A 19851-nucleotide genomic window follows, 5' to 3' on the forward strand; every position below is an offset into this window, starting at 1 on the left:
GGGGATTCGCTAGGGATTCGTTGCGCTGCTGGCGGCCGGACCGCCCAGCGATTCGATGTAGGTCACCAGCGCGGTCAGCTCCTGCTCGCTCAGGTCGAAGGTCGGCATGATGGGTGAGAAACCCTTCACGACGCGGGCCTTCGGATCGCGGATGAAGGCGCGCAGATAGGCTTCGTCCACCTTCGCGGTGCTGCCGTCGGCCATCGTTTCGGTCTTGCCGTACAGGCCCTTCCAGGTGGGGCCCACACGCGGGCTGCCGTCCACGGTATGGCAGGCGATGCAGCCCTTGGCCGCCGCCAGCGTCTTGCCCTGGTCGGCAAGCGCCTGGGCGCTGCCGCCCGCAGCGGCGGCAGCTGCCTGCACCGCGGCCTGCTGCCGCTGCTCGAACGTGCTTTGCCGCGCCAGCCAGCGCGAGAACGATGCTTCGTCTTCCACCACCACCACGCCGCGCATGCTGGAGTGCCCCGTACCGCAAAGCTGCGCGCACAGGATGTCGTAACGCCCCACCTTGGTCGGCGTGAACCAGAAGGTGGTCACCATGCCGGGCACCATGTTCATGCGCGCACGGAACGGTGGTACGTAGAAGTCGTGCAGCACGTCGCGCGAGCGCGTCAGGACCTGGATCGGCCGGTTGAGCGGCAGGTGTACCTCGGGCGTCTCGATCAGGTAGTTGTCACGGCCGTTGGGATCGGCGGGGTTCAGGCCGAAGGGATTGTCGTTGCTGATGTAGCGCACGTCCGTCGTGCCCAGCTTGCCGCCGGGGCCGGCAAAGCGGAAGCGCCATTGCCACTGCTGGCCGAGCACCTCCATCTGCAGCACGTTGCGCGGCGGCCGTACGTAGTCCGCGTAGACGAAGAGCCCCGGTGCCAGCAATGCCGCCACGCCGACCGAGGTCAGGCCGATCAGCCACCATTCCAGCCGCTTGTTGTGCGGTTCGTAGGCCGCGCGATGCCCGCCGCGGTGGCGGTAGCGCACCAGTGCGACCACGATGAACAGGTTGATCGCGATGAAGAACGCGCCGGTAATGACGATCGTGATCGTCAGCATGTCGTCCATGCGCACCCAGTTCGATGCGATCGGCGTGATCCACCATGGACTGGCAAAGTGAAACCCCACCGCCAATACGATGATCAGGATCAGGGCAATCGCAAGGGCCATAAGCCGCCTCGCTGCGTGTCACGCGCTGGAGCCGCTGATACGACGACGACGCGCGTGGCGTCGTCGTTGTTCCGCCTTGTCGCACTTCGAACTGTCTGCACCGGCACGTCCGGCCGGGACCGATTCGCTAGCGCTGTAAGCGGCTCTAGAACAAAGGTAGTCCTCTCCTCTGCATCGTGCAAGGCAGCGCCACGGGGCGCGCGCCCCTATGCGGATCGCGCGAACGTAGCGGTCACTCGCCGCGATGCAGTGCGAAACGGCCGCCTCCGGCATGGGTTTCCAACGCGGCTGTTTCCCGAGGGCGCCGGGTGTTTCGGGTCTGTTCACGTGTGTGACGTGCGTGCGTCGCACGCCTGAACAGACCCTGTCGGCGCGGCGGGAACAACGGCGCGTCAGCGCATCGCGTCCTGCTTGCGCCGTTCAAGCGTGCCGTAGACGACGGCGGTGACCACACCGAACAGCAGGTTTGCCAGCAAGGGTCCGGAACCTCGCTCAGAGACGAACCATGGGAACACGGCTGTCATCACATAGAAGTTCCACACATACGCGACGATCCCGAAGGCCAGCCCGATGACAGCCTCCATGCCCACACTCGAATCGAAGCGGAACGGCGCAATGATCGCGGCGAGCATCATCCCCATGATGGCGCCGAGCACGTAGTGCAGTAGCAGCGCCGTCCCCACGATGCCGAAGCTGAAGACCGACATCTGTTCGAGCGCACTGCGGCCCATCACCATCGCCGCGATCTTGTGGGTCGGTTGCCACGGGCTTTCGTCGAGCACCATGGTCGACCAGAAGAATTCGAGCACGATCACCAGGGCGCCGCCCGCAAGACCGGCCACGGCAGCGGCGAGCCAATCGGGCGTACGCCGTTGCCAATGATGTGATTGAATGTTCAGTTCCATACGACCTCCTTGCCGACGGTTCAGCTTCAGCACTCAGGTTCAGAAGGCGCCGCTCGCGTCAAAAGTACGTCCCTTATGCGATTCAGAATGGCAGATACGGATGCCAACGCAAGGTACAAAAACCCTGCGCGTTGCATGGCGCCACGGCGTCCTGCTCGAAGTTCGGCATCGGCGCGTCGGCAGGCAGCCGGCGCGCGTCGGTGCGACATGGAACCGAGATGGTGGCGCCGCGCGATTGTGGGCGGCTGATTTGGTGCAACGCAAAAGTGCACGGGATATCACGGAATGGCCTTTGTACCGGCGTGCCGGGGCAGCGGAAATGCCCCGACAATTGTCCTGCGTTGGCGTATGCCGATTTCACACTGGCCTGAAGCCGGCACGCTCGATGCAGAGAAAGCCTTACGCGTTGTGTATGCCGGTTTCGAGTTTCAGGGGAAGATCGGTGTCGTAGGCTCGCCGCCTTCCAGATCCGCCTTCGGAAAATGCTGGGCGACCATCTCTTCGATTTCCTGCTCTCGTAATCCCGGCACGTCGGCCATGATCAGGATCTGGCCTTCCCGGATAGCTTCACGAAATCGCTGGAGTCGCGCGTTCGGCTCGGCGATGCCGATCATCGCGGCCGTCCACGCTCCGAAGCCCGCTCCCGCCAACGTCAAGGCGACGACGGCGCCGCCCGCAATCACGAGCTCCGCTGGCGGGAAAACCAGCGCGGTGAGGCCGATGAGTGCGCCCGTCGCGCCGCCGAATGCGACGCCGCGCTCGAGCGCGTGCACGACATCGCTGCTTTGCAGCAAAGACGCTTCGGGTAACTGATCGAGCGTGACGCTGTGATCGGCGAGGACGTGGATATGGCGCCAGATGATGCGCGCGCGCAGCAAGTCATCGACGATCGCCTTCGCCATCTGCGTATCGGGTACGAGGAAATAAAGGCGTCTCATGTTGGCACTCCTTCCTTTTTGATCAACTCATCGTCAACGGACGTATTTTTTCATTTTAGGTCAGCATTGGCCTCGCGGTACGTACGAGCCAATGGACCTTCGTGCGCGGATTTCGCCAGTCATGTAGTCGGCCGTTAATTACATCCCTGTTTCATTGCTGGCCGCAGGCGGCACCCGCGGCACGTCGTGCAGGCGACGCACGCGAAACGCCGTGAATATCGATGCGCAACCGCGAATTCATTGCACGCGACCTATACTTTCAAAACCATTTCGTCCGCGATAAGGAGGCGCAATCGTGCCCTATGTACGTCGCGCGGCATCCCGCGCGTTCATTCACGCAAGACCCATGGCTACTGTCGTATGAGGAGGACATCATGACGCGCAAATACATCGATTGCCGGGAATTCCCGAGCGAAATGAATTGTTCGGTCGCGCTATCCGCGGATTCCGAAAACGAGTTGCTCGAGGCGGCCGTACAGCATGCGGTCACGGTTCACAAGCATGTCGATTCGCCGGAGCTGCGTTCGCAGCTGAAAACGCTATTCCACGACGGCACGCCACCCGTTGAAACACCGCGTCACGCGTAACGCTCGCGCGACAGATCGAAGCGCAGCGACCACTTCACGGCGGCCGTCTGCCAACGACGTTTTTGCATTGACCGTAGCTGCACATCATGCCGAGATCTTCTTCCGTGTGCGGTCCAGTGGGGCGGCTACGGAAGTTCGGCTATCGTGCGAATACCTCGCTGCCGGGCCGGACTCGTACTTCCGCGTTCGGCCATGCAGAGTCACCCGCCAATTGCGCCGCCTGGTCGCTCCGACGCCAGGTCCATCCTGTAAACCGACGTTCGATTGGCGACGATGAACGTTGCTTCACCGACCATTAACGTCATTCGCAATGCCCGGATTACGGTCGTAAGCCCGGTTCCGATTCAATCCGACGATCTATTTACTGCACGCCGTTTTTACGGTGTCGTGGCCGGTATCAAATGCCAGTCGCTATGCATATACTGGATTCATCTGACGAACGCCGGAGGGGAGACGATGAGCATCGCAGCATCCGCGAACGAGCCGGCCGCCTCAATCCAGTTCATAACCAAGGCTTACGCCAGGCTGCTGCTCACCGGCTTCGCTTTGGTGCCGGCAATGCTGATCGCGTACCTCTATTTCTTTCAGGACCCCTCGCTGAAATTCGAGAATCACGCTTTCCACGAGCTGGCGATCGCCGCCGCGACGCTCGAAGGCGTGTTCGTCACCTACGTATGCTGGCGTTGTTATCGCTTGTCGGGGGAGCCGCTGCTGCGTTGGCTGACGCTTGGTTTTCTGGGCTTTTCGCTGATCTACGCATTGCACGGTGTCTTCACCGGCATGGCGCACCACAATATCTGGCTATTCCTGTTGTATGGGCCGGCCTCGCGCCTCGTCATGTCCATTTTGATCTTCGTAGGACAGCTCTCGTACAGTCGGTCAGCGGACAACGAGGCTTTCCGCGTCGATCGTCGGGCGTGGATGACCTGGATCGCGCTGTTCGTGCTGATCGATGTGCTGGTGGCCTGGGTCGCGTACTCGCCGGTTGCCGGCAGCCCGTGGGTTCGCCTGTCGATGGAAGGCAGTGCACTCGCTTTTTCGACGATCAACGTCGTCGCGCTGGTGTTGCGGCGCATCCGCACCCCGCTCATGCTGATCTACGGCATCTCGGTTGCGTCGTTCGCGCTGTCATCGCTTGCATTCATCATCGGCCGCCCGTGGAACCATATGTGGTGGCTCGCGCATGTGATCTTCGCCGGAGGTTTTTTCCTGCTGAGTTTCGGTGTCGTGCAGGCATTCCACACAACGCGCTCGTTCTCGACCATCTATAGCCAGGAAGAGCTGTTTGCGCGATTACGCGAAGCGATGGCCCGCACGGAACGTGCGTTGCAGGAGTTGCAGCGAACCAATGAGAAACTCGAATACATGGCCGCAACCGATCCCCTGACCGGCGCGGCTAACCGGCGGCGGTTCATTGAACGCGTCGAGGTGGAAATTGCCCGCGCGAGACGTAACGGCGCACCGTTCTCGCTGCTTGCACTCGACCTCGATCACTTCAAGGTAATCAATGATAGCTACGGGCATCAGACGGGCGACCAGGTCTTGCAGCGCTTCGTAAAGAAATGCCTCGACGCGATCCGGCCGTACGACGGCGTGGCGCGGGTGGGCGGCGAAGAATTCATGGTTTTGTTGCCGCAGGCCGCTCTGGATACTGCCCGCTTGGTCGGCGAGCGCATTCGCGCGGCGATCGCCGGCACGCTATTCGAGACTGGCGATGGCCAACCGATCGAGGTCACGGTGAGCGTCGGCATATCGGAGTTTGGCCGTGACGGGGAGACGATCGACGCGATTCTGCGCAAGGCTGACGAGCGCTTGTATCAAGCCAAGCATCAGGGGCGAAACTGCGTGATTGCCGCGTAGCGAGCAGGGAGCGGCGGCTCGCAAGACTCCGGGCATGTGCGCGGGCGGCTGCCGGCCAGGCATGGACGATTAGTGTCTGCACATGTCCTGAACTACAATGCCTCATCGGGGGTGCCGCACGCCGTCCGGGCTTCTTCCGTGGCGACACGTGCAAGCTTGGTGCTGGAGGGATGCCATGCCGACTTACCAATACCGTTGTGAGAAGTGTGGCGAGACGTTCGAACATGTTGAACATCTCGCGGAGCATGAGACTGCTCACCCGCAATGCCCGAAGTGTGGAAGCGAACAGGTTCAACATTCGCCCACGCCGTTTGTCGCAAAGACGTCGAGCAAGAGCTGAGCGCGAGATCTCCTCCCGCTCGGCGAAAGTCGGCGCCAATCTTGAACGGCGCCGTTTCTTCTGCTGTATGCCGCCCGTTTCGGCCGGAATCCGTCGTACCCAGGATTGGTTCCGATCGAACAACCGGGCGATCCGCTGCAGCGATTCGCCCGCGCGCCAGCGCGCCCGCATTGACGCTTTCTGGCTGTCTGTATAGTCGATCCGCCGCCTCCGTTTCATTGCAACATTTCTCGCTGTCGTGCAGCCTCGAGTGTGTCGCGTCGACGGGTTGAATCCGCAGTCGGTAGCGGCCGATTCCCAACAAAGCGAGTGTAGGTCTTGGCGTAAGTTTGTGCGCCGAGCCTTGTCAGATGACGCGCAAGTCCTGCTGCGTCATTGGAGTGACGTTTGCAGTTACATCGGCGGGGCGGGTGCTCACGTGTCCGAGGAAAGTTGCCTGGGCTGCTCAAGTTTTCCAGCGACCTCGCCGCGCAAGTGCGGAGCTCCCTAACTCGACTGATTTCTCGGCTACGCGCGACTCGAGCCTTCAGCGCTGCTTGTTCGTAGGCGGTCCGTAAGCGACGCCTGTTAGATCGGAATGCGCAGAACCGGAATGAGTCTTCCCGGAATGATGGACGAGTCTTTACGGCATGCTTACTGTCAACCATAGCGTCGCGAGGACCGTTCATACGTTTTCAAGCGGTTTTCTCCCGGCGGCCCGTTCATCGGGCGCCGGTTCCTGTTCGAATCCATGCTGGTTCTTTCTCGGCAAGACTGGCGCAACCATCATCGGAGCCGCATGGCATTTCGTCCGTCCTTGCGAGCAGCAGCCACGATTCCCGTTCTTAGCATCGTGATGCTTGGCGGGTGCATCGCCGCGACGCAGCACCATACCGATGCGACCGGTTCATATCAGTCACACGCCAACGTGCAGCCGAAGCCTGCGCCCGGCGCCCGCATGGCCGGCGCACCTTTTTCTCACCCCGGCCTGCTGCATACGGAGAGCGATTTCACGCGCATGCGCGTGAACGTCGCCGCGCGGCGACAGCCGTGGTTCGACGGCTGGCAACGCCTGGTCGCCAACCGGCATGCGTCGCTCGACTGGAAGCCGAATCCGCAGCCGGCCATCTATCGCGGACGCAACCCCGACCACGCAGAGAATTACGCCGCGCTCTTCAACGATGCCGCTGCGGCCTACGCGCTTGCACTTCGGTGGAAGATCACCGGCGACGACGCGTACGCACAACACGCGATAGAAGTCCTGAATGCGTGGTCGCGCACGCTGACGATGATCGGTGGCAGTTCCGACAAGTTCCTGGCTTCCGGTATTTACGGCTATCAGCTGGCGAACGCCGGCGAAATCCTGCGCACGTCCCCACTGTGGCGCGCCGACGATTTCCGGCGCTTCCAGTCGATGATGCTGGACGTGTTCTATCCCATGAACCACGACTTCCTGGTGCGGCACAACGGCGCAAAGATCGACCATTACTGGGCCAACTGGGATCTCGCAAACATGGCATCCATGCTGGCAATCGGTGTCCTGACCGACCGTCGCGACATCTATGCCGAAGCGGTCGACTATTTCAGGCATGGCGCCGGCAACGGTTCGATCGAACTCGTGGTGTGGAAGCTGTATCCGGATGGGCTGGGTCAGGTGCAGGAAAGCGGGCGCGACCAGGGGCATACCATGCTCGATATCGCGCTGCTCGGGGCGTTCTGCCAGATGGCCTGGAGCCAGGGGGACGATCTTTTCGGATATGACGACAACCGGTTCCTGCGCGGAGCGGAATACGCCGCCCGATACAACCTCGGGAAGGACGTGCCTTACACGCAATACACGAACAGCGACGTCACGCAGCCCGTCATCTCGCCGGGGTCGCGCGGTGACGGGCGTCCGATCTGGGCACTCGTCTACAACCATTACGTCGTGCTCAAAGGGCTCTCCGCGCCGGACGTCGAGGCTTATGCCCGCAAGGTCGCGCCGGAAGGCGGCGGTGGCGACTACGGTCCCAACAGCGGCGGCTTCGATCAACTGGGATATGGGACGTTGACATATACGCTTAAATGACGGCCAGCGTCTCGGGCAGATTATCCGGTTTCCGATCATCAGCTCGATGAAGCGCGTTGCAAGCAGGTCGGGCGATTTGATGCAGCGATTCTCCTTTGCGTCAGCGCTCTCACATGAACGCATTCTGGCTGTCTGTATAGTCGATCCGCCGCCTCCGTTTCATTGCAACATTTCTCGCTGCCATGCAGCCTCGAGTGTGTCGCATCGAGGGGTTGAATCCGCAGTCGGTAACGGCCGATTCCCAAAAGGGTGGGCGTAGGTTTGTGCGCCGAGCCTTGTCAGATAACGCGCAAGTACTGCTGCATCATTGGCCGGCGGCTTGCAAGCGTATCGGGTAGCGGGGGTGTCATCGGTCAGACGTAAAGTTGCTTTGGCCGCCCGCGTTTACCAGCGGCTCCAGCCCAGCCTATCGGCGTAGCCGGTAAAAGCAAGGCCCGCGATGCGCGGGCCTTTCATCAGCAATTGCCTTTCTTCGCTTGTCCGGGCGGGCAGAAACCGTTCCCCGGACCACCTTGCGGCGCGACCACTATCGGCTGCCCGGGAACGTAAGCCACGCACCCGCTGAGTGCACCGATCACGCTCGCCGCGGCGAGCAGTGCGATAACCCCTTTTTTCACTTCGTTCTCCCGTTTAAAGGGAAAGGGCCGTTCGGCCCTTTCCGTTATGCCATTGGACCGTCAGAAACTGAAATTGACGTTCGTCTGGCTCGTCGTTGCATTGACGTTCGTCGATTGCGTTGCCCCCGACGCTGCGTCCGCTTCGATCGTGTATTGGCCTGCCGCCGCCGGCGCGGCAGCCAGCGCGACCGGCAGCGAACCCGAGTACGTGCCGACGATCGGCGCGGCCGTCGGCACCGACAGCGCGTACGCACCCGTATCCATGTTGGCGTTGACCGACGTGATCTCGTATGCGTTTGCATCGATCGTCTGCAGCGCGCGCACCAGCGCGTTCGCGCTCGCCGTCACCGTGCCGCTGACCGTGCTCATCGTCGAGCCAGGCAGCGTGATCGGCACGTTCGACGTCGACACCGCCGTGCTCGTGTTCACGACAACCGGCACCGAGCGGACGACGCCCGACGCGACATTGTTCTGCACGATCACGACGTCGTAATTGCCCTGCGTCGAGCTCTGGATCAGCGGCGACAGCACGAACTTGCCGGTGCTATCGGCCACCGTGCCGCGTACGACCTTGCCACCTTGCTCGGCATAGACCGTTGCGCCCGCTTCGGCCTGCGCGACGTAGCCCGAAATCGCGCCGCTCACGACCGTCGGCGTTGCCGTCACGACCGGCTTGAGCGCAAAGGTGCCATTGCCGCGCTGCACGATCGACTTGCACGCATTGAAATCGAGCACGAGGTCGACGAGCGTGTTCGGCTGAACCGTGAACGGCGTGATGATCTTGTAACCGCTTTGCGTCGCGCTCGGCGTCGCGAGCGCCTGCTCGTTGCCGCCCGTCGGCACGACCGAGTTCGCGAGCGTGTTGCCCTGGTTCTGCGCGAGCACGAGGCGAACCTGCTGATACTGGCCGGCCGGCAGCGCGGTCTGGCCGAGATCGGCGAGCGCGCCGTTGGTCAGCGACAGCAGGTCGATCTTCTGCGGCGTCGGCAGCGTGATCGTCGACCAGCCCGCGTCGTTGTCACCCGCGTTCGAGCTGGCATTCACGCGCACCTGCGACACGGTGACGAACACATGATCGAAGCCGCATGACGGAGCATCGGTCATCGCGACGTGCAGCGTGCCGTTCTGCACGCTGCCGCCGTCGTCTCCGCCGCCGCAGCCGGCAAGAACGAAAGGCACGAATGCAGCGCAAAGGGCACTTTTAAAGAGCTTGTTCATTGTCACCCCCCATGGGTGTTATTGTGAGTGACGGAAGAATAGCGTCGCTTCAGCTTACTATTTGGGCATATTTGAAACGAACAGTAACTTTTGGTTCGATCGGTAAATTGTGCGCGAGATTAATGCCGCGTCAGGAGGAGCGAAGCGAAACAGCGAAGCGTTTGTTGCGACGGAGTGCGCAATGCAGGTGGCTCGGGACACGGCAACTGCGGCGCGGCAGTAGTGCGATGCAGCCGATGCCGCAACGCGATCGATCGGAGCGGATGCCCTAAGCAGATATTGCGGCGTAGCTTCCGGTGCAGGGTATTTTCCGGTGCTCTAAATCATGACCCGAAGATACTGTTGAATTTCCGGGCACTGACAGTCGTTTTGCGACGGAGTTGGCGCGGGCTGTTGCCTCAATCACGCCAAACCCGCTGCCGGTTTGAACGCCGTTTCCTGTTGCCTCATATCCTGACGATCCCGCAAAGCAGCGCAGTAGCACCGCGGTTCTCAATCAACGGTTGTCCGCGCGCCATTGACTGGGTTTGACGCCGGTCAGGCGCATGAATGTCCGCGTGAAGTGGCTCTGGTCCGCAAAGCCACACAGATCCGAGATCATGTTCAGCGGCATGGCGGACGTGCGCATGTACTTTTTTGCCAGCTCTACGCGTTGATTGATCAGCCAGCGATGCGGCGGTAGCCCTGTGGTCTGATGAAAGGCCTTCACGAAATGACCGCGAGACAGACCGCAGGCTTTCGCCACATCGACAAGCGAAATTTTTCCGTTGAGGTGTTCGAACAGAAGTCCTTTTGCCTGACGTTCCTGCCACGGCGTGAGTTTGCCGGTCTGCCTTTCCCGCTGCTGGCCGATGCCGCCGTACTGATGCGCGATATGCGCCTGGAACGCGAGCGCGACATGGTCGATGAAGAGTTGCGACGCATACTCGGGCCGCGCCAGTGCGGGTAGCAACGCTTGTCCGAGGTGATGGACAACCGGATCGGTTGCACTCAAGTGCGGCGGCAAATATAGCTGCGGTCGTCGCTGGCCGCCGATTTCATCGGCCGTCTCCTCCAGCGTTCGGCGAGGCAGATGGAAATGGAGGCAGTCGAACGCCCCCTTCAGATCCGCCACCCACCTGCGGTCGAGGTCGTGAATCGTCACGGTCCCTGCCTTGTAGGGGACGAAGCGAGCAGCTCGTCCGTCGAGCCACAAGTCCTGTTCGCCGAAAGCGCGCAATTGCAACACGATGAGATCGGCGTCTTCGAGGTCATAGGGCGCGGTCCGGCCCATATTTCTCCGCGCCGACTTCAGCCGACTGATACCGACCTGCGCGGATGGCAATGTCTGGGTGACGACGTTCTGCCTTACGTCGGCCGGAATGAATTCGGAAGTGGCGTTGTCCGACGGTGCAGTAGCCATAAACCCGCGAGAAGGTCAAGGATCGAACTTTGGAGCCTACCAAATCTAAATTGAGGTTGCCGACGACCAGCCAGGCGGTGGGAGCATGATGGGGTGCTTGACGCGATGCAGCAAAGGCTGGACCGCCAGTTCGACGTCGTGACGATACGACGCCGTACCGTCGAACATGTGTTCGGCACGCTCAAGCACTGGATGGATTCGACCCCTTTGCAAATCCGCGCGTTCGTCGCGACGCAGATCGCGGCGACCGGACAACATTGGCGCCACGGTTACCGTGGCGGTTTGGAAGTAGTTCAAGGGCAGCGCCGGGGGCGGTGGTGGGTATTTGAACTTGCGATATCCTTCAATTGCCGAGGTTCGCGATGATTCGCAATTTTGCGTGTCGTCCGTTTCTGGGCGAAGCGTAGCGGCAATACCGACACAATCGAAAAGGCCTGGATTAAACACCGATATAACCATTCCAACCAAGGCAAAACAATGATGACTTCCAGCGACGGCCTGACCAGCCCAGCGCGGCTCCTGCGACTCGCCTCATGGGTGATTGCGATCATCTTCGCCGTCTTTCTGAACATGCTCGGCAGTCTCGTGATCCGCGACATGGCGTTCGCCCCGAGGGGCGGGCCGCCCGTCATCGAGCAATTCGCGGATGCTCCGGCGAAAGCGCGGCTGGACGCAGCGCGGCGCAACCTGCAGACGCAGCACGACACGCTCGCCGAGAAGGCCGACACAATGGAGGTGGCGCGCGGGCGCGCCGCGAAGGAGTACACGGCCGAGAAGGAAAGTTTCCGCAACTGGCTGGCAACCCGCTCGGTGACGGGAGACAGTGCGAGAGACCCGGACATTCTGGCGAGAACCCGCAAGCTGGATACGCTCCAGGCAGTGGTGATCAACTGGCAGCATCAGATCGATGCGATCCGCGACCAGCAACGGGCACTGGCATCGCAGCAGACTCAAGTGGACACGCAAATCGCCGAAGCGGACGCTGCAGCCGAACGGCGCTTCGACAAGGCGACCCGGCATTACGAGTTGCAGGTGTTCGGACTGCGGCTTGCACTGACGTTACCGATACTGCTGGTCGCGATCTGGCTGTTCATACGCTACCGCAAGGCGCGCTACTGGCCTTTCGTATATGGTTTTGGCCTGTTTGCACTGAGCGCGTTTTTCATCGAACTGGTCCCGTACTTGCCGAATTTCGGCGGCTATGTCCGGGTCCTGGTCGGCATTGCGCTCACGGTATTCGCCGGCCTTTACATGATGAAGGCCTTTCAGCGCTATGCCGAACGTAAGCGGCTCGAATTGCAGCAGGATCAGGGAGCGCGCGCACGCACGATCGGATACGAAAAGGCCGTTCGCTCACTCGAAAAAAAGCGCTGCCCGTCATGCGACAAACAATGGAATCTCGGTGGCGACGACTCCACGTTCTGCGTGCATTGCGGATTGCGGCTCTTCAATGTATGCGAATGCGGTGGCCGGAATTTCTTCTTCTTCCCGCATTGCCATCAATGCGGTGCTGCACAGGGAAATGAGTTGCCGGCGTCATCCGATTGACGGTCGGCGTGTTTGCAACACGCACTCGCTGGATGCCGGGTTTTGCCTCCAGTGTTGAGATTGATTTGACTCTGAACTGTTCATGTCGCCGGGATAAGACAAACGGGGAATGCTGCTCAGACAACCTTGAATCGAGGGCCTGCACGAGCGCCGGCCTGCGACCGCCTTGGAGAGTTGTCGATGTCCCGTGCGGGTCGGTGAGCGCATCGGCCTTCGACATCAGGTACACGAACGGCAGATACTCTTGCGGTCCGATCGGATTGACGTTGCGCAGATCGCCCAGAATCGAGCGGACGGGGCCGCTCACGTTCGGATTCAGATGCATCGGATAGACCAATTCGATGTCGTCGCGCTTGAGCGCGAGTTCTCGAAGCGCATGGCATACGTGCTCGAGCGGTTCGCCGAAACTCTCGCGTCCGAGTGGCTCGCCGCGGTGCGCCTCGCTTGGGCCGGTTTGAGTCAGCCGCCACTCACGAATACGGATTGACGTCGTTTTTCCTTTTCGCTGGCTGGTAGACGGCTGCAACTTGATCCGCCTGGATTTCTGGAACAGATCGGTCTACGGGCATTCTCGTTGCATCCCAATATTCAGGTTGCCGTGAAAATACCGATGCGCCAAGCGCCACAATTTTGAAATATCAATATGCAGCGTGAGATCCGACTGGCATATTGATGTGACGATTGTGATTCTTCGGAGGCTTCATGGACAGCGATTCGCTTGTCTGGGCAGGAGTGCCGCACAACAGCGATGGAGTCGTCTTTCAGGTTCGCGTGCGGCGCGGGCTTCAGCGCTTTCATATTGCGCGGACGGTTCTCGAGAAGGCGCTCGATCTCGAGCGATTGGCGTCCGATGCACGACAGCTCGAGTGTTTTTATGAACACTTGGGGCCGATCCTGGGCGCCGCCCGGAAGACGCGCGCGAGTGCCAAGGCGGATACCGTCGCTCTGAAAATTTCCGATTTCGCCCGAGCGGGCAAGACGTGGGCCGGGCAGGATTCCCGGGCGGTGACACGATGAGCACCGTAGCGAGGTTGACGAGCCTCAAGGCCTGACGAGCGGGCGCAGCGAACCCGACGCATGCGCGTTACTGCATTCGGCGATGGGGCGGCCCGTTTGACCGGTCGGACGCCGCCCCCGATTGCGCATCAGAGGCCGAGTTTTCGTTCGCTCATCCACTTCACGATCGCCGGATCGCGATGGGAGAAGAAGCTGCTCGTGCCGGTCTCGAGCGTTGCGATGGCCTGCATGTCTTCCGCGGACAGTTCGAAGTCGAAGACGGCCAGGTTTTCCAGCATTCGCTCCTTTCGCACGGATTTCGCCAGGGCGACGATTCCACGCTGTACCACCCAGCGCAGCACGACTTGTCCCACGGTCTTGCCGTGGCGCTGTGCTATCGCCACGAGTTGTGCGTTGTCGAACAGGTTGTTGCGCCCTTCGGCGAAAGGCGCCCAGGCTTCAGGCTGAACGCCGAGCCCCCGCATGAAATCGACGCTTTCGTCCTGCTGGTGGAAAGGGTTGACTTCGATCTGGTTGACCGCTGGCGTCACCTCGTTGAAACACGCGATGTCCATCAGGCGATCCGGGTGGAAGTTGCTCAGGCCGATCGCGCGCAGCTTGCCGGCGCGATGCGCTTCCTCCATCGCTCTCCACGCGCCGTGAACGTCCGAGAACGGTTGATGGATCAGGAACAGATCGAGGTAGTCGAGGCCCAGACGCTTCAGCGACTTGTCGATGGCCACGCGAGCCCGTTCGTAGCCCGCGTCCTCGACCCACAGCTTGCTGGTGACGAACAGTTGGTCGCGCGGTACCCCGCAACGCTTGAGGCCACGCCCGACAGCCTCCTCGTTCTTGTAGGACGCAGCGGTGTCGATCAGGCGGTAGCCTGCCTGTACCGCATCGACGACGCAGCGTTCGCATTCCGCCTCGTCGGCAATCTGAAAGACGCCGTAGCCGACGATCGGCATCTTCACCCCGTTGTTCAGTGTCACATCCTGCATGGTCGTTCCTTTGCGCTGAAAGTCGAAGGCGGCATGAGGCGGGCTCGGGACGAGCCGGCGCCCTCGGCCCCAAAGCGCTACTTTAGAAGGCGCAGTTTCAAGCGAATAGTCGAATTCCTGTTGCACCAGTATCAATTTGAGATTGATACTGGTGCAACGCGAACCCGACACCCGAACCCGACCATTCGCGCTTCAACGCAAGCATCGACCATGCCCAGCAACGACTTCAAGGCCATCGCAACCTTCGCCAAAGCCGTGGAACTCGGCAGCATCCGACAGGCTGCGCTTGCCCAGGGCGTCACGCCGCAGGCTGCGAGCCAGGCCATCGCGCAACTGGAGCAGCGCCTCGGTGTCCGGCTATTGCATCGAACCACGCGCAGCCTCGCCCTTACCGAGGAAGGGCAGCGGTTTCTGGAGAACACGCAGCCCGCACTGGACGCACTGGACCGGGCGCTTGTGCTGGCGCGGGAATCCAAAGACGAGATCGCGGGGCCGTTGCGTATCGTCGGGCCGAAATCGTCATTCGCCGCCATTCTCATGCCGCTGCTCGACGCGTTCTGTCGCGAGCACCCCGGTATTCAGCCGGATGTCCAGCTCGATGACGGAATCGGCAACTGGGTGCTGGATCGCGTCGATGTCGGCTTCAGGATCGGGGTGTCAGCCAGCGAGGGCGTGGTCGGTCGGCAGCTCTTCCCGATCCAGATGATCGTGTGCGCGGCGCCTGAATACCTCGAAGCACACGGCACGCCATCGACACTGGATGACCTGGCGGCGCACCGTTGTGGTGTGTTCCGGCATCCTGCCACGGGCAAGGTGGCGCCCTGGTACCTGAGCGTCGATGGCAAGCTCGAACATCGGCAGATGTCCCCTGCATTTGCGACGAACGATTCGGAGCTCGAAGTGCAGGCCGTGCTCGCCGGGCAAGTGATCGGGCAGCTCGCGGGCTTCTCGGCTGTGTCCCATATCCGGGCGGGACGACTGGTGCCGGTTCTCGTGCAGCATATGAGCGCGCACATCGGCCTGCACATTTATTATGGAAGCCGAACTGCTCTGCCCAAGCGAGTGCGGGCATTCCTGGATCTCGCCTTCGAGCGCCTGCACGACAGCAACGATTACGTGCTCGCCGACAAGGAACTGGAGCGGTTCAAGTCGCGGCCGAAGCGATCTGTCCGCGCGCGTTAGCTCGATCGATTCATCGAGCGTGAATCGCCTTCCGGTCGATTGCCGAAGCGCGCGACCGGTTGAATCCGCAACCGTGAAACGTCATTCGCGAGCAGCGCCGCTCAGGTGTTGAGCCAGGCGCGCGCCTGCTCCAGCTCGCTGACGCGGAACGCCTTGACTTCGGCCTTCGTAAAGAACCGCGCCAGATGTGTCGACGCACGGATCCAGCCTTCGTCGGCCACCACGGCGGCGCGCGTGATCTTGCGAGCCACGGGAACGCCGAGCGTGATATCGGTCCACAGCGCTTTCGGCTCGATGCCGGTGAAATGCTCGATACGTTCGAGCACGCGGGTTTTGCCGTTCGCCTCGAGATCACCGCGCATGCGCTCGATGGCTTCGCGCAGGTCGTGGTCGGTGACTTTGCCTTCGACGGAAATTTCGACGACAGGGGAATCGGGCTCGGTGTGATACTGGATCATGGCAAGACCACCTGACTAGGGAGACGTTACACACCCAGGCGCGGCACGGACGCGCCTGGCGTTCGATGATCTTTTCATGGTAGCCCTTTCCATACGGCTCCGGTAGCACCGTTCGGAGCAGGGTGACGGTTGCGCCCCATTACCATCGTCGCGCCGCCCCTTCGAGCCGCTACACCTGAAGGTCAATCAAAATAGGGCTCCAATAGCCGCTCGATCCAGTCCATGAAGGCCCGGACGCGTGGCGACAGGTTGCGCCGATGGGCCACCACGAGCGACGCGGCGAGGGGCTCGGGACGCAAGTCGGGTAGAACCTCCACCAGCGCGCCGCTTTCGATGTGATGCGCGAGCGCCGAATATCCCGCCTGGATCAACCCGATGCCCGCCAGCCCGGCTGCATGATAGGTCTGCACACTGTTGACCTGCATCGCGCTCGGCAACGGAAGCGATGCATACCCGTCGCCGTCCGGGTATTCCCATCCGGCATGCCTGGCGCCGAGTGTCAGCGTGTAGTGGACCATCCGGTGCCCCTGGCTGCGCAGATCATCGAGCGTGTGCGGTATGCCGTACCGTGCCAGGTAGCTCGGGCTCGCCGCATTCGTCATGCGCAGCTTGCCCAGCGGCCGGGCAATCAGCGTCTCGTCGACGATCGGACCGAGACGGATCACGCAATCGAACCCTTCCTGGACGAGATCGACACGCCGATCGGTGCTGGAAAGTTCCAGCTCCAACTCCGGATATGCCGCCATCAGTTGCGGGAGCGCGGGAACCACGACGCTTCGTGCCAACTCGGTGGGCATGTCGACGCGCAACCTTCCCCGCAGCGGTGCGCCATTACCTGAGAACATCGATTGCAATTCCTGTACTTCGGCCAGCAGGTCCCGTGCGCGCAAATAAAAGGCGCGTCCGTCTTCAGTAAGCTGCACGCGCCTCGTGGTCCGATGCAACAGCGCAACACCCATATCCCGCTCAAGTCCGCGGATCACCATTGACACACGTCCCTTCTGAATACCGAGGCTTTCGGCCGCACGCGTGAAGCTCGTCATTTCGGCGACACGGGCAAAGATCAGAAGCGCGTCAAGGTTTTGCATTGTTCATCCAGGGAGTAACAGAACGTTCAGTTTGTCATCATTTATAACTCAGTTGCGACTCAGTAGAGTGGCTTCCCATGTTGTCCACCGAGGACAATCCGAACGAAAGGGAGCCACCATGACTCAACACACCTCTCCGGTTAAAACGGTCGTCGTCTACCACTCCGGCCATGGGCATACCGAGCGTATGGCGCGCGCTGCCGCCGAAGGCGCCGGGGCCGTACTCGTCGCAATCGACACCGACGGAAATATTGCCGAGGATGCCTGGAATACGCTTGCCGGCGCGGATGCGATCCTGTTCGGCTCGCCGACCTACATGGGCGGCCCCAGCTGGCAGTTCAAGAAGTTTGCCGACGCATCCTCGAAAGCCTGGTTCGAAGGTGCGTGGCAAAACAAGATCTTCGGCGGCTTCACCAATAGCGCAAGCATCAACGGCGACAAGCTCAATACGCTCGAATACTTCGTTCTGCTCGCCGGGCAGCACGGCGGCATCTGGGTCAGCATGGATATCAAGCCGGCGAACGTGAAAGCCTCGATGCGCGACGACCTGAATCGCATGGGTTCCTATATCGCGCCGATGGCGCAGACGCCTGCCGATGCGTCGCCTGCCGAGATGTCGCCGGGCGACCTCGAGACGGCACGCCGCTATGGCGCACGCGTCGCAACGATCGCCGGACAGTTTCGGTCCGGAAAATCTCAAGGCAGCTGAAATTCTCGCGCTCGGGACGTGACGGACCGGACGCCGCCGCATCCTGTCCAGCCAATCTCGACAGGAACAGCGATGAAATACAAGCAACTCGGCCGCACCGGCCTGTATGTCTCCGAGCTGTGTCTCGGCACGATGACGCTGGGCGGCAATGCCGACGCCTGCATGTGGAAGGCGATCGGCGCGGTCGATGTCGCTCTCACCGAGGACGAGCTTGCACGTCTTGATGCCGTGAGTGCGTTTCCTCGCTGCTATCCCGGCTGGATGATCGATCGTCAGGACGCGAGCTTCAGGCCCGTTGCGTCGAATTAGAACCGGCTACCGTGCACCCATGTCGTCGACATCGGCGGTTGTGCGAATGCGCCCCGCGTCGAGTCGAATGCACCCACTGAAAGAGAGATACACATGCCAAAAGGTTATCTGATCGCACATGTCAGCGTCTCGGACGCAACTGCTTACGCCGCCTACGCAAAAGCCGCCGGCGATGCGATGAAGAATTTCAGCCCCAAGGTCATCGCTGGTTGGGGTGAGTATGAAAACCTCGAAGGCGAGGCCCACGAGCGGCACGTGGTCCTCGAATTCGATTCGTTGGCCGAGGCCAGGCGCTTCTATGAAAGCCCCGAATATCAGGCGGCCAAGGCGCTCCGCGCCGGCGCAGCGACCGGGACCTTTGTCATTCTCGAAGGGACTTCATGACGCTGGCCGCGAAGCGTCCGAACGTCAGATCCTCGCTTCGATCCAGTGCCGGGCATTTTCACGAATCCCGGCCGCTCTCGCGTTCGTGAAGGCGCGGATCGACCACGGTGCATGCGTGAAAGATGGCCGCGCATTGCTGATCGGTGCCGGGGCAGCGGACAGCGGGCAGCGCGATCGCGATCGCTTTGCTCGGGGCGCTTGCCGAACACGTTGTGCTTGATACCGTGCAGCAGCGAGATTTTCTTCATGCGTATCTCCATCGCACCTTCAGTCCAGCGGCACCGTGAGCCGGTCGATCACGGCCCGCGTCCCGGGGCGCACGCCGCGCCACCAGTCGAAGGCTTCTGCCGCTTGCTCGACCAGCATGCCCACGCCGTCCGCGACAGTCCGCACGCCGGCATTGCGCGCGAGCCGCAGGAAAGGTGTCAGCCGCTTGCCGTAAACGAGTTCATAGGCTGCGCCCTCCGTGCTGAACACACTCGGCGGAACGGGTGGCAGGTCGCCGGTGAGACTGGCCGACGTTGCGTTGACCACCAGATCGAAACGTCCCATTGCCCCGAGATCGCCGTAGCCGCAGGCGAGCAGCGGGCCGCACGCGTCGACCTGAGATGCGAGGGCTCGAGCTTTGGCCAGATTCCGATTCGCGATGACCAACTCGGCGGGGCGCGCCGCCAGGAACGGCAGCAATGCGCCGCGTACTGCTCCGCCCGCGCCGAGCACCAACACGCGTTTGCCGTCGAGCGGCAGGCCGAGGTTCACCTCGATATCGCGCACGAGTCCGATTCCGTCGAAGTTCTCGGCGACGATGCGGCCGTTGTCGAACTTCATGGCATTGACGGCTCCGGCAAGCTTCGCTCTTTCGCCGAGTTCGTCGGCCATCGCGAAGGCCTTCAGCTTGAAGGGCGCGGTGACGTTCATCCCCTTGCCGCCGGCCGCGACGAACGCCCGCACGGTTTCTGCGAAGGCTTCGTCGGGTTCCAGCGGGCCTTCGATGGCCGCATAGGTCATGTCTTGCTGCGTCTCTTGCGCAAAGAGTCCGTGAATCAGCGGAGATCGAGTGTGACCGATCGGGTTGCCGATCACCGCGTACTGGTCCGTCATCAT

General features: G+C 61.5%; 19 protein-coding genes and 4 pseudogenes. 11 read left to right on the plus strand and 12 right to left on the minus strand.

Annotated elements, in window-relative coordinates; all coding sequences use genetic code 11:
• Positions 1-9 precede the first annotated feature (9 nt).
• The 4 genes and pseudogenes from OEJ37_RS09140 to OEJ37_RS09150 all read right to left on the minus strand — a co-directional run bounded on the left by OEJ37_RS09140 (position 10) and on the right by OEJ37_RS09150 (position 3001).
• A complete protein-coding gene (locus tag OEJ37_RS09140) occupies positions 10-1158 on the minus strand; it encodes a c-type cytochrome (RefSeq protein WP_263344062.1) in 1149 nt (382 codons plus the stop codon).
• 392 nt (positions 1159-1550) lie between these two features.
• The gene (locus tag OEJ37_RS09145; protein WP_152858027.1) at positions 1551-2063 is read right to left on the minus strand and encodes a hypothetical protein; all 513 of its coding nucleotides are present in this window, start codon (positions 2061-2063) and stop codon (positions 1551-1553) included.
• Between the two features lie 82 nt (positions 2064-2145).
• Positions 2146-2244 (minus strand): annotated as a pseudogene (locus tag OEJ37_RS35080) (DUF3293 domain-containing protein); the annotation flags it as partial.
• 247 nt (positions 2245-2491) lie between these two features.
• Positions 2492-3001: a DUF1269 domain-containing protein gene (locus OEJ37_RS09150; protein WP_174417095.1), complete on the minus strand. Its 510-nt coding sequence runs from the start codon at positions 2999-3001 to the stop codon at positions 2492-2494.
• Positions 3002-3375: 374 nt separating this feature from the next.
• On the opposite strand from OEJ37_RS09150, the gene OEJ37_RS09155 reads away from it, so the two are divergent.
• The 3 genes from OEJ37_RS09155 (at position 3376) to OEJ37_RS09165 (ending at position 5788) form a co-directional block, all read left to right on the plus strand.
• Complete coding sequence (locus OEJ37_RS09155) at positions 3376-3588, plus strand: DUF1059 domain-containing protein (RefSeq protein WP_174417094.1); 213 nt, start codon at positions 3376-3378, stop codon at positions 3586-3588.
• 456 nt (positions 3589-4044) lie between these two features.
• Positions 4045-5448, plus strand: a complete 1404-nt coding sequence (locus OEJ37_RS09160; RefSeq protein ID WP_263344065.1) for a GGDEF domain-containing protein — start codon at positions 4045-4047, stop codon at positions 5446-5448.
• A gap of 175 nt (positions 5449-5623) precedes the next feature.
• Positions 5624-5788 carry an FmdB family zinc ribbon protein gene (locus OEJ37_RS09165; protein WP_263344066.1) on the plus strand — a complete coding sequence of 55 codons (165 nt, stop codon included), beginning with the start codon at positions 5624-5626 and terminating at the stop codon, positions 5786-5788.
• Here OEJ37_RS09165 and OEJ37_RS09170 read toward each other — a convergent pair.
• Positions 5777-6007 (minus strand): annotated as a pseudogene (locus OEJ37_RS09170) (IS30 family transposase); the annotation flags it as partial. The gene OEJ37_RS09165 and the pseudogene OEJ37_RS09170 sit on opposite strands and share 12 nt — an antisense overlap.
• 559 nt (positions 6008-6566) lie before the next feature.
• Here OEJ37_RS09170 and OEJ37_RS09175 point away from each other — a divergent pair.
• Positions 6567-7835 carry an alginate lyase family protein gene (locus OEJ37_RS09175; RefSeq protein ID WP_263344068.1) on the plus strand — a complete coding sequence of 423 codons (1269 nt, stop codon included), beginning with the start codon at positions 6567-6569 and terminating at the stop codon, positions 7833-7835.
• A 677-nt stretch (positions 7836-8512) separates the two neighbouring features.
• Here OEJ37_RS09175 and OEJ37_RS09180 read toward each other — a convergent pair.
• Positions 8513-9670, minus strand: coding sequence for a DUF4382 domain-containing protein (locus OEJ37_RS09180; protein WP_263344069.1), 1158 nt, complete (start codon positions 9668-9670; stop codon positions 8513-8515).
• A 496-nt stretch (positions 9671-10166) separates the two neighbouring features.
• Positions 10167-11072, minus strand: coding sequence for a helix-turn-helix transcriptional regulator (locus OEJ37_RS09185; RefSeq protein ID WP_263344070.1), 906 nt, complete (start codon positions 11070-11072; stop codon positions 10167-10169).
• A 63-nt stretch (positions 11073-11135) separates the two neighbouring features.
• Here OEJ37_RS09185 and OEJ37_RS35085 point away from each other — a divergent pair.
• Both OEJ37_RS35085 and OEJ37_RS09195 read left to right on the plus strand, forming a co-directional pair.
• Positions 11136-11315 (plus strand): annotated as a pseudogene (locus OEJ37_RS35085) (IS5/IS1182 family transposase); the annotation flags it as partial.
• Positions 11316-11552: 237 nt separating this feature from the next.
• Complete coding sequence (locus tag OEJ37_RS09195; RefSeq protein ID WP_263344161.1) at positions 11553-12620, plus strand: hypothetical protein; 1068 nt, start codon at positions 11553-11555, stop codon at positions 12618-12620.
• On the opposite strand, the gene OEJ37_RS35090 is transcribed toward OEJ37_RS09195, so the two are convergent.
• Positions 12520-13146 carry a UDP-N-acetylglucosamine 2-epimerase gene (locus tag OEJ37_RS35090; RefSeq protein WP_263344074.1) on the minus strand — a complete coding sequence of 209 codons (627 nt, stop codon included), beginning with the start codon at positions 13144-13146 and terminating at the stop codon, positions 12520-12522. The two genes, OEJ37_RS09195 and OEJ37_RS35090, sit on opposite strands and share 101 nt — an antisense overlap.
• Before the next feature lie 176 nt (positions 13147-13322).
• On the opposite strand from OEJ37_RS35090, the gene OEJ37_RS09205 reads away from it, so the two are divergent.
• On the plus strand, positions 13323-13637 hold the full coding sequence (locus OEJ37_RS09205; RefSeq protein WP_263344075.1) for a hypothetical protein: 315 nt from the start codon (positions 13323-13325) through the stop codon (positions 13635-13637).
• 128 nt (positions 13638-13765) lie between these two features.
• Here OEJ37_RS09205 and OEJ37_RS09210 read toward each other — a convergent pair whose 3' ends face one another.
• Entirely contained in the window at positions 13766-14617 is an 852-nt protein-coding gene (locus OEJ37_RS09210) for an aldo/keto reductase (protein ID WP_263344076.1), read from the minus strand.
• A 210-nt stretch (positions 14618-14827) separates the two neighbouring features.
• Between OEJ37_RS09210 and OEJ37_RS09215 the strand changes: the two genes are divergently transcribed.
• Complete coding sequence (locus OEJ37_RS09215) at positions 14828-15799, plus strand: LysR family transcriptional regulator (protein WP_263344078.1); 972 nt, start codon at positions 14828-14830, stop codon at positions 15797-15799.
• 101 nt (positions 15800-15900) lie between these two features.
• On the opposite strand, the gene OEJ37_RS09220 is transcribed toward OEJ37_RS09215, so the two are convergent.
• Together OEJ37_RS09220 and OEJ37_RS09225 are read right to left on the minus strand one after the other, a co-directional pair.
• Positions 15901-16257, minus strand: a complete 357-nt coding sequence (locus tag OEJ37_RS09220) for an STAS/SEC14 domain-containing protein (RefSeq protein ID WP_175920039.1) — start codon at positions 16255-16257, stop codon at positions 15901-15903.
• Between the two features lie 182 nt (positions 16258-16439).
• Positions 16440-17345, minus strand: a complete 906-nt coding sequence (locus tag OEJ37_RS09225) for a LysR family transcriptional regulator (RefSeq protein ID WP_152858001.1) — start codon at positions 17343-17345, stop codon at positions 16440-16442.
• Between the two features lie 118 nt (positions 17346-17463).
• Between OEJ37_RS09225 and OEJ37_RS09230 the strand changes: the two genes are divergently transcribed.
• From OEJ37_RS09230 to OEJ37_RS09240, 3 genes and pseudogenes are all read left to right on the plus strand, one after another.
• Complete coding sequence (locus OEJ37_RS09230) at positions 17464-18054, plus strand: flavodoxin family protein (RefSeq protein WP_174417084.1); 591 nt, start codon at positions 17464-17466, stop codon at positions 18052-18054.
• 72 nt (positions 18055-18126) lie between these two features.
• A pseudogene (locus OEJ37_RS09235) lies at positions 18127-18282 on the plus strand (aldo/keto reductase); the annotation flags it as partial.
• A 174-nt stretch (positions 18283-18456) separates the two neighbouring features.
• Positions 18457-18747: a DUF1330 domain-containing protein gene (locus OEJ37_RS09240; RefSeq protein WP_263344079.1), complete on the plus strand. Its 291-nt coding sequence runs from the start codon at positions 18457-18459 to the stop codon at positions 18745-18747.
• A 267-nt stretch (positions 18748-19014) separates the two neighbouring features.
• Here the strand turns inward: OEJ37_RS09240 and aroE are convergent, their stop codons facing one another.
• Positions 19015-19848 (minus strand): shikimate dehydrogenase, encoded by an 834-nt coding sequence (gene aroE, locus OEJ37_RS09245; protein WP_175920137.1) that lies wholly within the window; start codon positions 19846-19848, stop codon positions 19015-19017.
• Between the last annotated feature and the right edge of the window lie 3 nt (positions 19849-19851).

The sequence above is a fragment of the Burkholderia sp. BKH01 genome, assembly GCF_025685725.1.
Lineage (GTDB): Bacteria > Pseudomonadota > Gammaproteobacteria > Burkholderiales > Burkholderiaceae > Burkholderia > Burkholderia pyrrocinia_C.

What these genes read in the sequence shown, in the direction of transcription:
- OEJ37_RS09195 (WP_263344161.1), top strand. Translation starts at nt 11,553, where the DNA reads ATGACTTCCAGCGACGGCCTGACCAGCCCAGCGCGGCTCCTGCGACTC.
- OEJ37_RS09215 (WP_263344078.1), top strand. Translation starts at nt 14,828, where the DNA reads ATGCCCAGCAACGACTTCAAGGCCATCGCAACCTTCGCCAAAGCCGTG.
- OEJ37_RS09205 (WP_263344075.1), top strand. Translation starts at nt 13,323, where the DNA reads ATGGACAGCGATTCGCTTGTCTGGGCAGGAGTGCCGCACAACAGCGAT.
- OEJ37_RS09160 (WP_263344065.1), top strand. Translation starts at nt 4,045, where the DNA reads ATGAGCATCGCAGCATCCGCGAACGAGCCGGCCGCCTCAATCCAGTTC.
- OEJ37_RS09165 (WP_263344066.1), top strand. Translation starts at nt 5,624, where the DNA reads ATGCCGACTTACCAATACCGTTGTGAGAAGTGTGGCGAGACGTTCGAA.
- OEJ37_RS09180 (WP_263344069.1), bottom strand. Translation starts at nt 9,670, where the DNA reads ATGAACAAGCTCTTTAAAAGTGCCCTTTGCGCTGCATTCGTGCCTTTC.
- OEJ37_RS09230 (WP_174417084.1), top strand. Translation starts at nt 17,464, where the DNA reads ATGACTCAACACACCTCTCCGGTTAAAACGGTCGTCGTCTACCACTCC.
- OEJ37_RS09150 (WP_174417095.1), bottom strand. Translation starts at nt 3,001, where the DNA reads ATGAGACGCCTTTATTTCCTCGTACCCGATACGCAGATGGCGAAGGCG.
- OEJ37_RS09155 (WP_174417094.1), top strand. Translation starts at nt 3,376, where the DNA reads ATGACGCGCAAATACATCGATTGCCGGGAATTCCCGAGCGAAATGAAT.
- OEJ37_RS09145 (WP_152858027.1), bottom strand. Translation starts at nt 2,063, where the DNA reads ATGGAACTGAACATTCAATCACATCATTGGCAACGGCGTACGCCCGAT.
- OEJ37_RS09225 (WP_152858001.1), bottom strand. Translation starts at nt 17,345, where the DNA reads ATGCAAAACCTTGACGCGCTTCTGATCTTTGCCCGTGTCGCCGAAATG.
- OEJ37_RS09220 (WP_175920039.1), bottom strand. Translation starts at nt 16,257, where the DNA reads ATGATCCAGTATCACACCGAGCCCGATTCCCCTGTCGTCGAAATTTCC.
- OEJ37_RS09175 (WP_263344068.1), top strand. Translation starts at nt 6,567, where the DNA reads ATGGCATTTCGTCCGTCCTTGCGAGCAGCAGCCACGATTCCCGTTCTT.
- OEJ37_RS09185 (WP_263344070.1), bottom strand. Translation starts at nt 11,072, where the DNA reads ATGGCTACTGCACCGTCGGACAACGCCACTTCCGAATTCATTCCGGCC.
- OEJ37_RS09140 (WP_263344062.1), bottom strand. Translation starts at nt 1,158, where the DNA reads ATGGCCCTTGCGATTGCCCTGATCCTGATCATCGTATTGGCGGTGGGG.
- OEJ37_RS09240 (WP_263344079.1), top strand. Translation starts at nt 18,457, where the DNA reads ATGCCAAAAGGTTATCTGATCGCACATGTCAGCGTCTCGGACGCAACT.
- OEJ37_RS09210 (WP_263344076.1), bottom strand. Translation starts at nt 14,617, where the DNA reads ATGCAGGATGTGACACTGAACAACGGGGTGAAGATGCCGATCGTCGGC.
- aroE (WP_175920137.1), bottom strand. Translation starts at nt 19,848, where the DNA reads ATGACGGACCAGTACGCGGTGATCGGCAACCCGATCGGTCACACTCGA.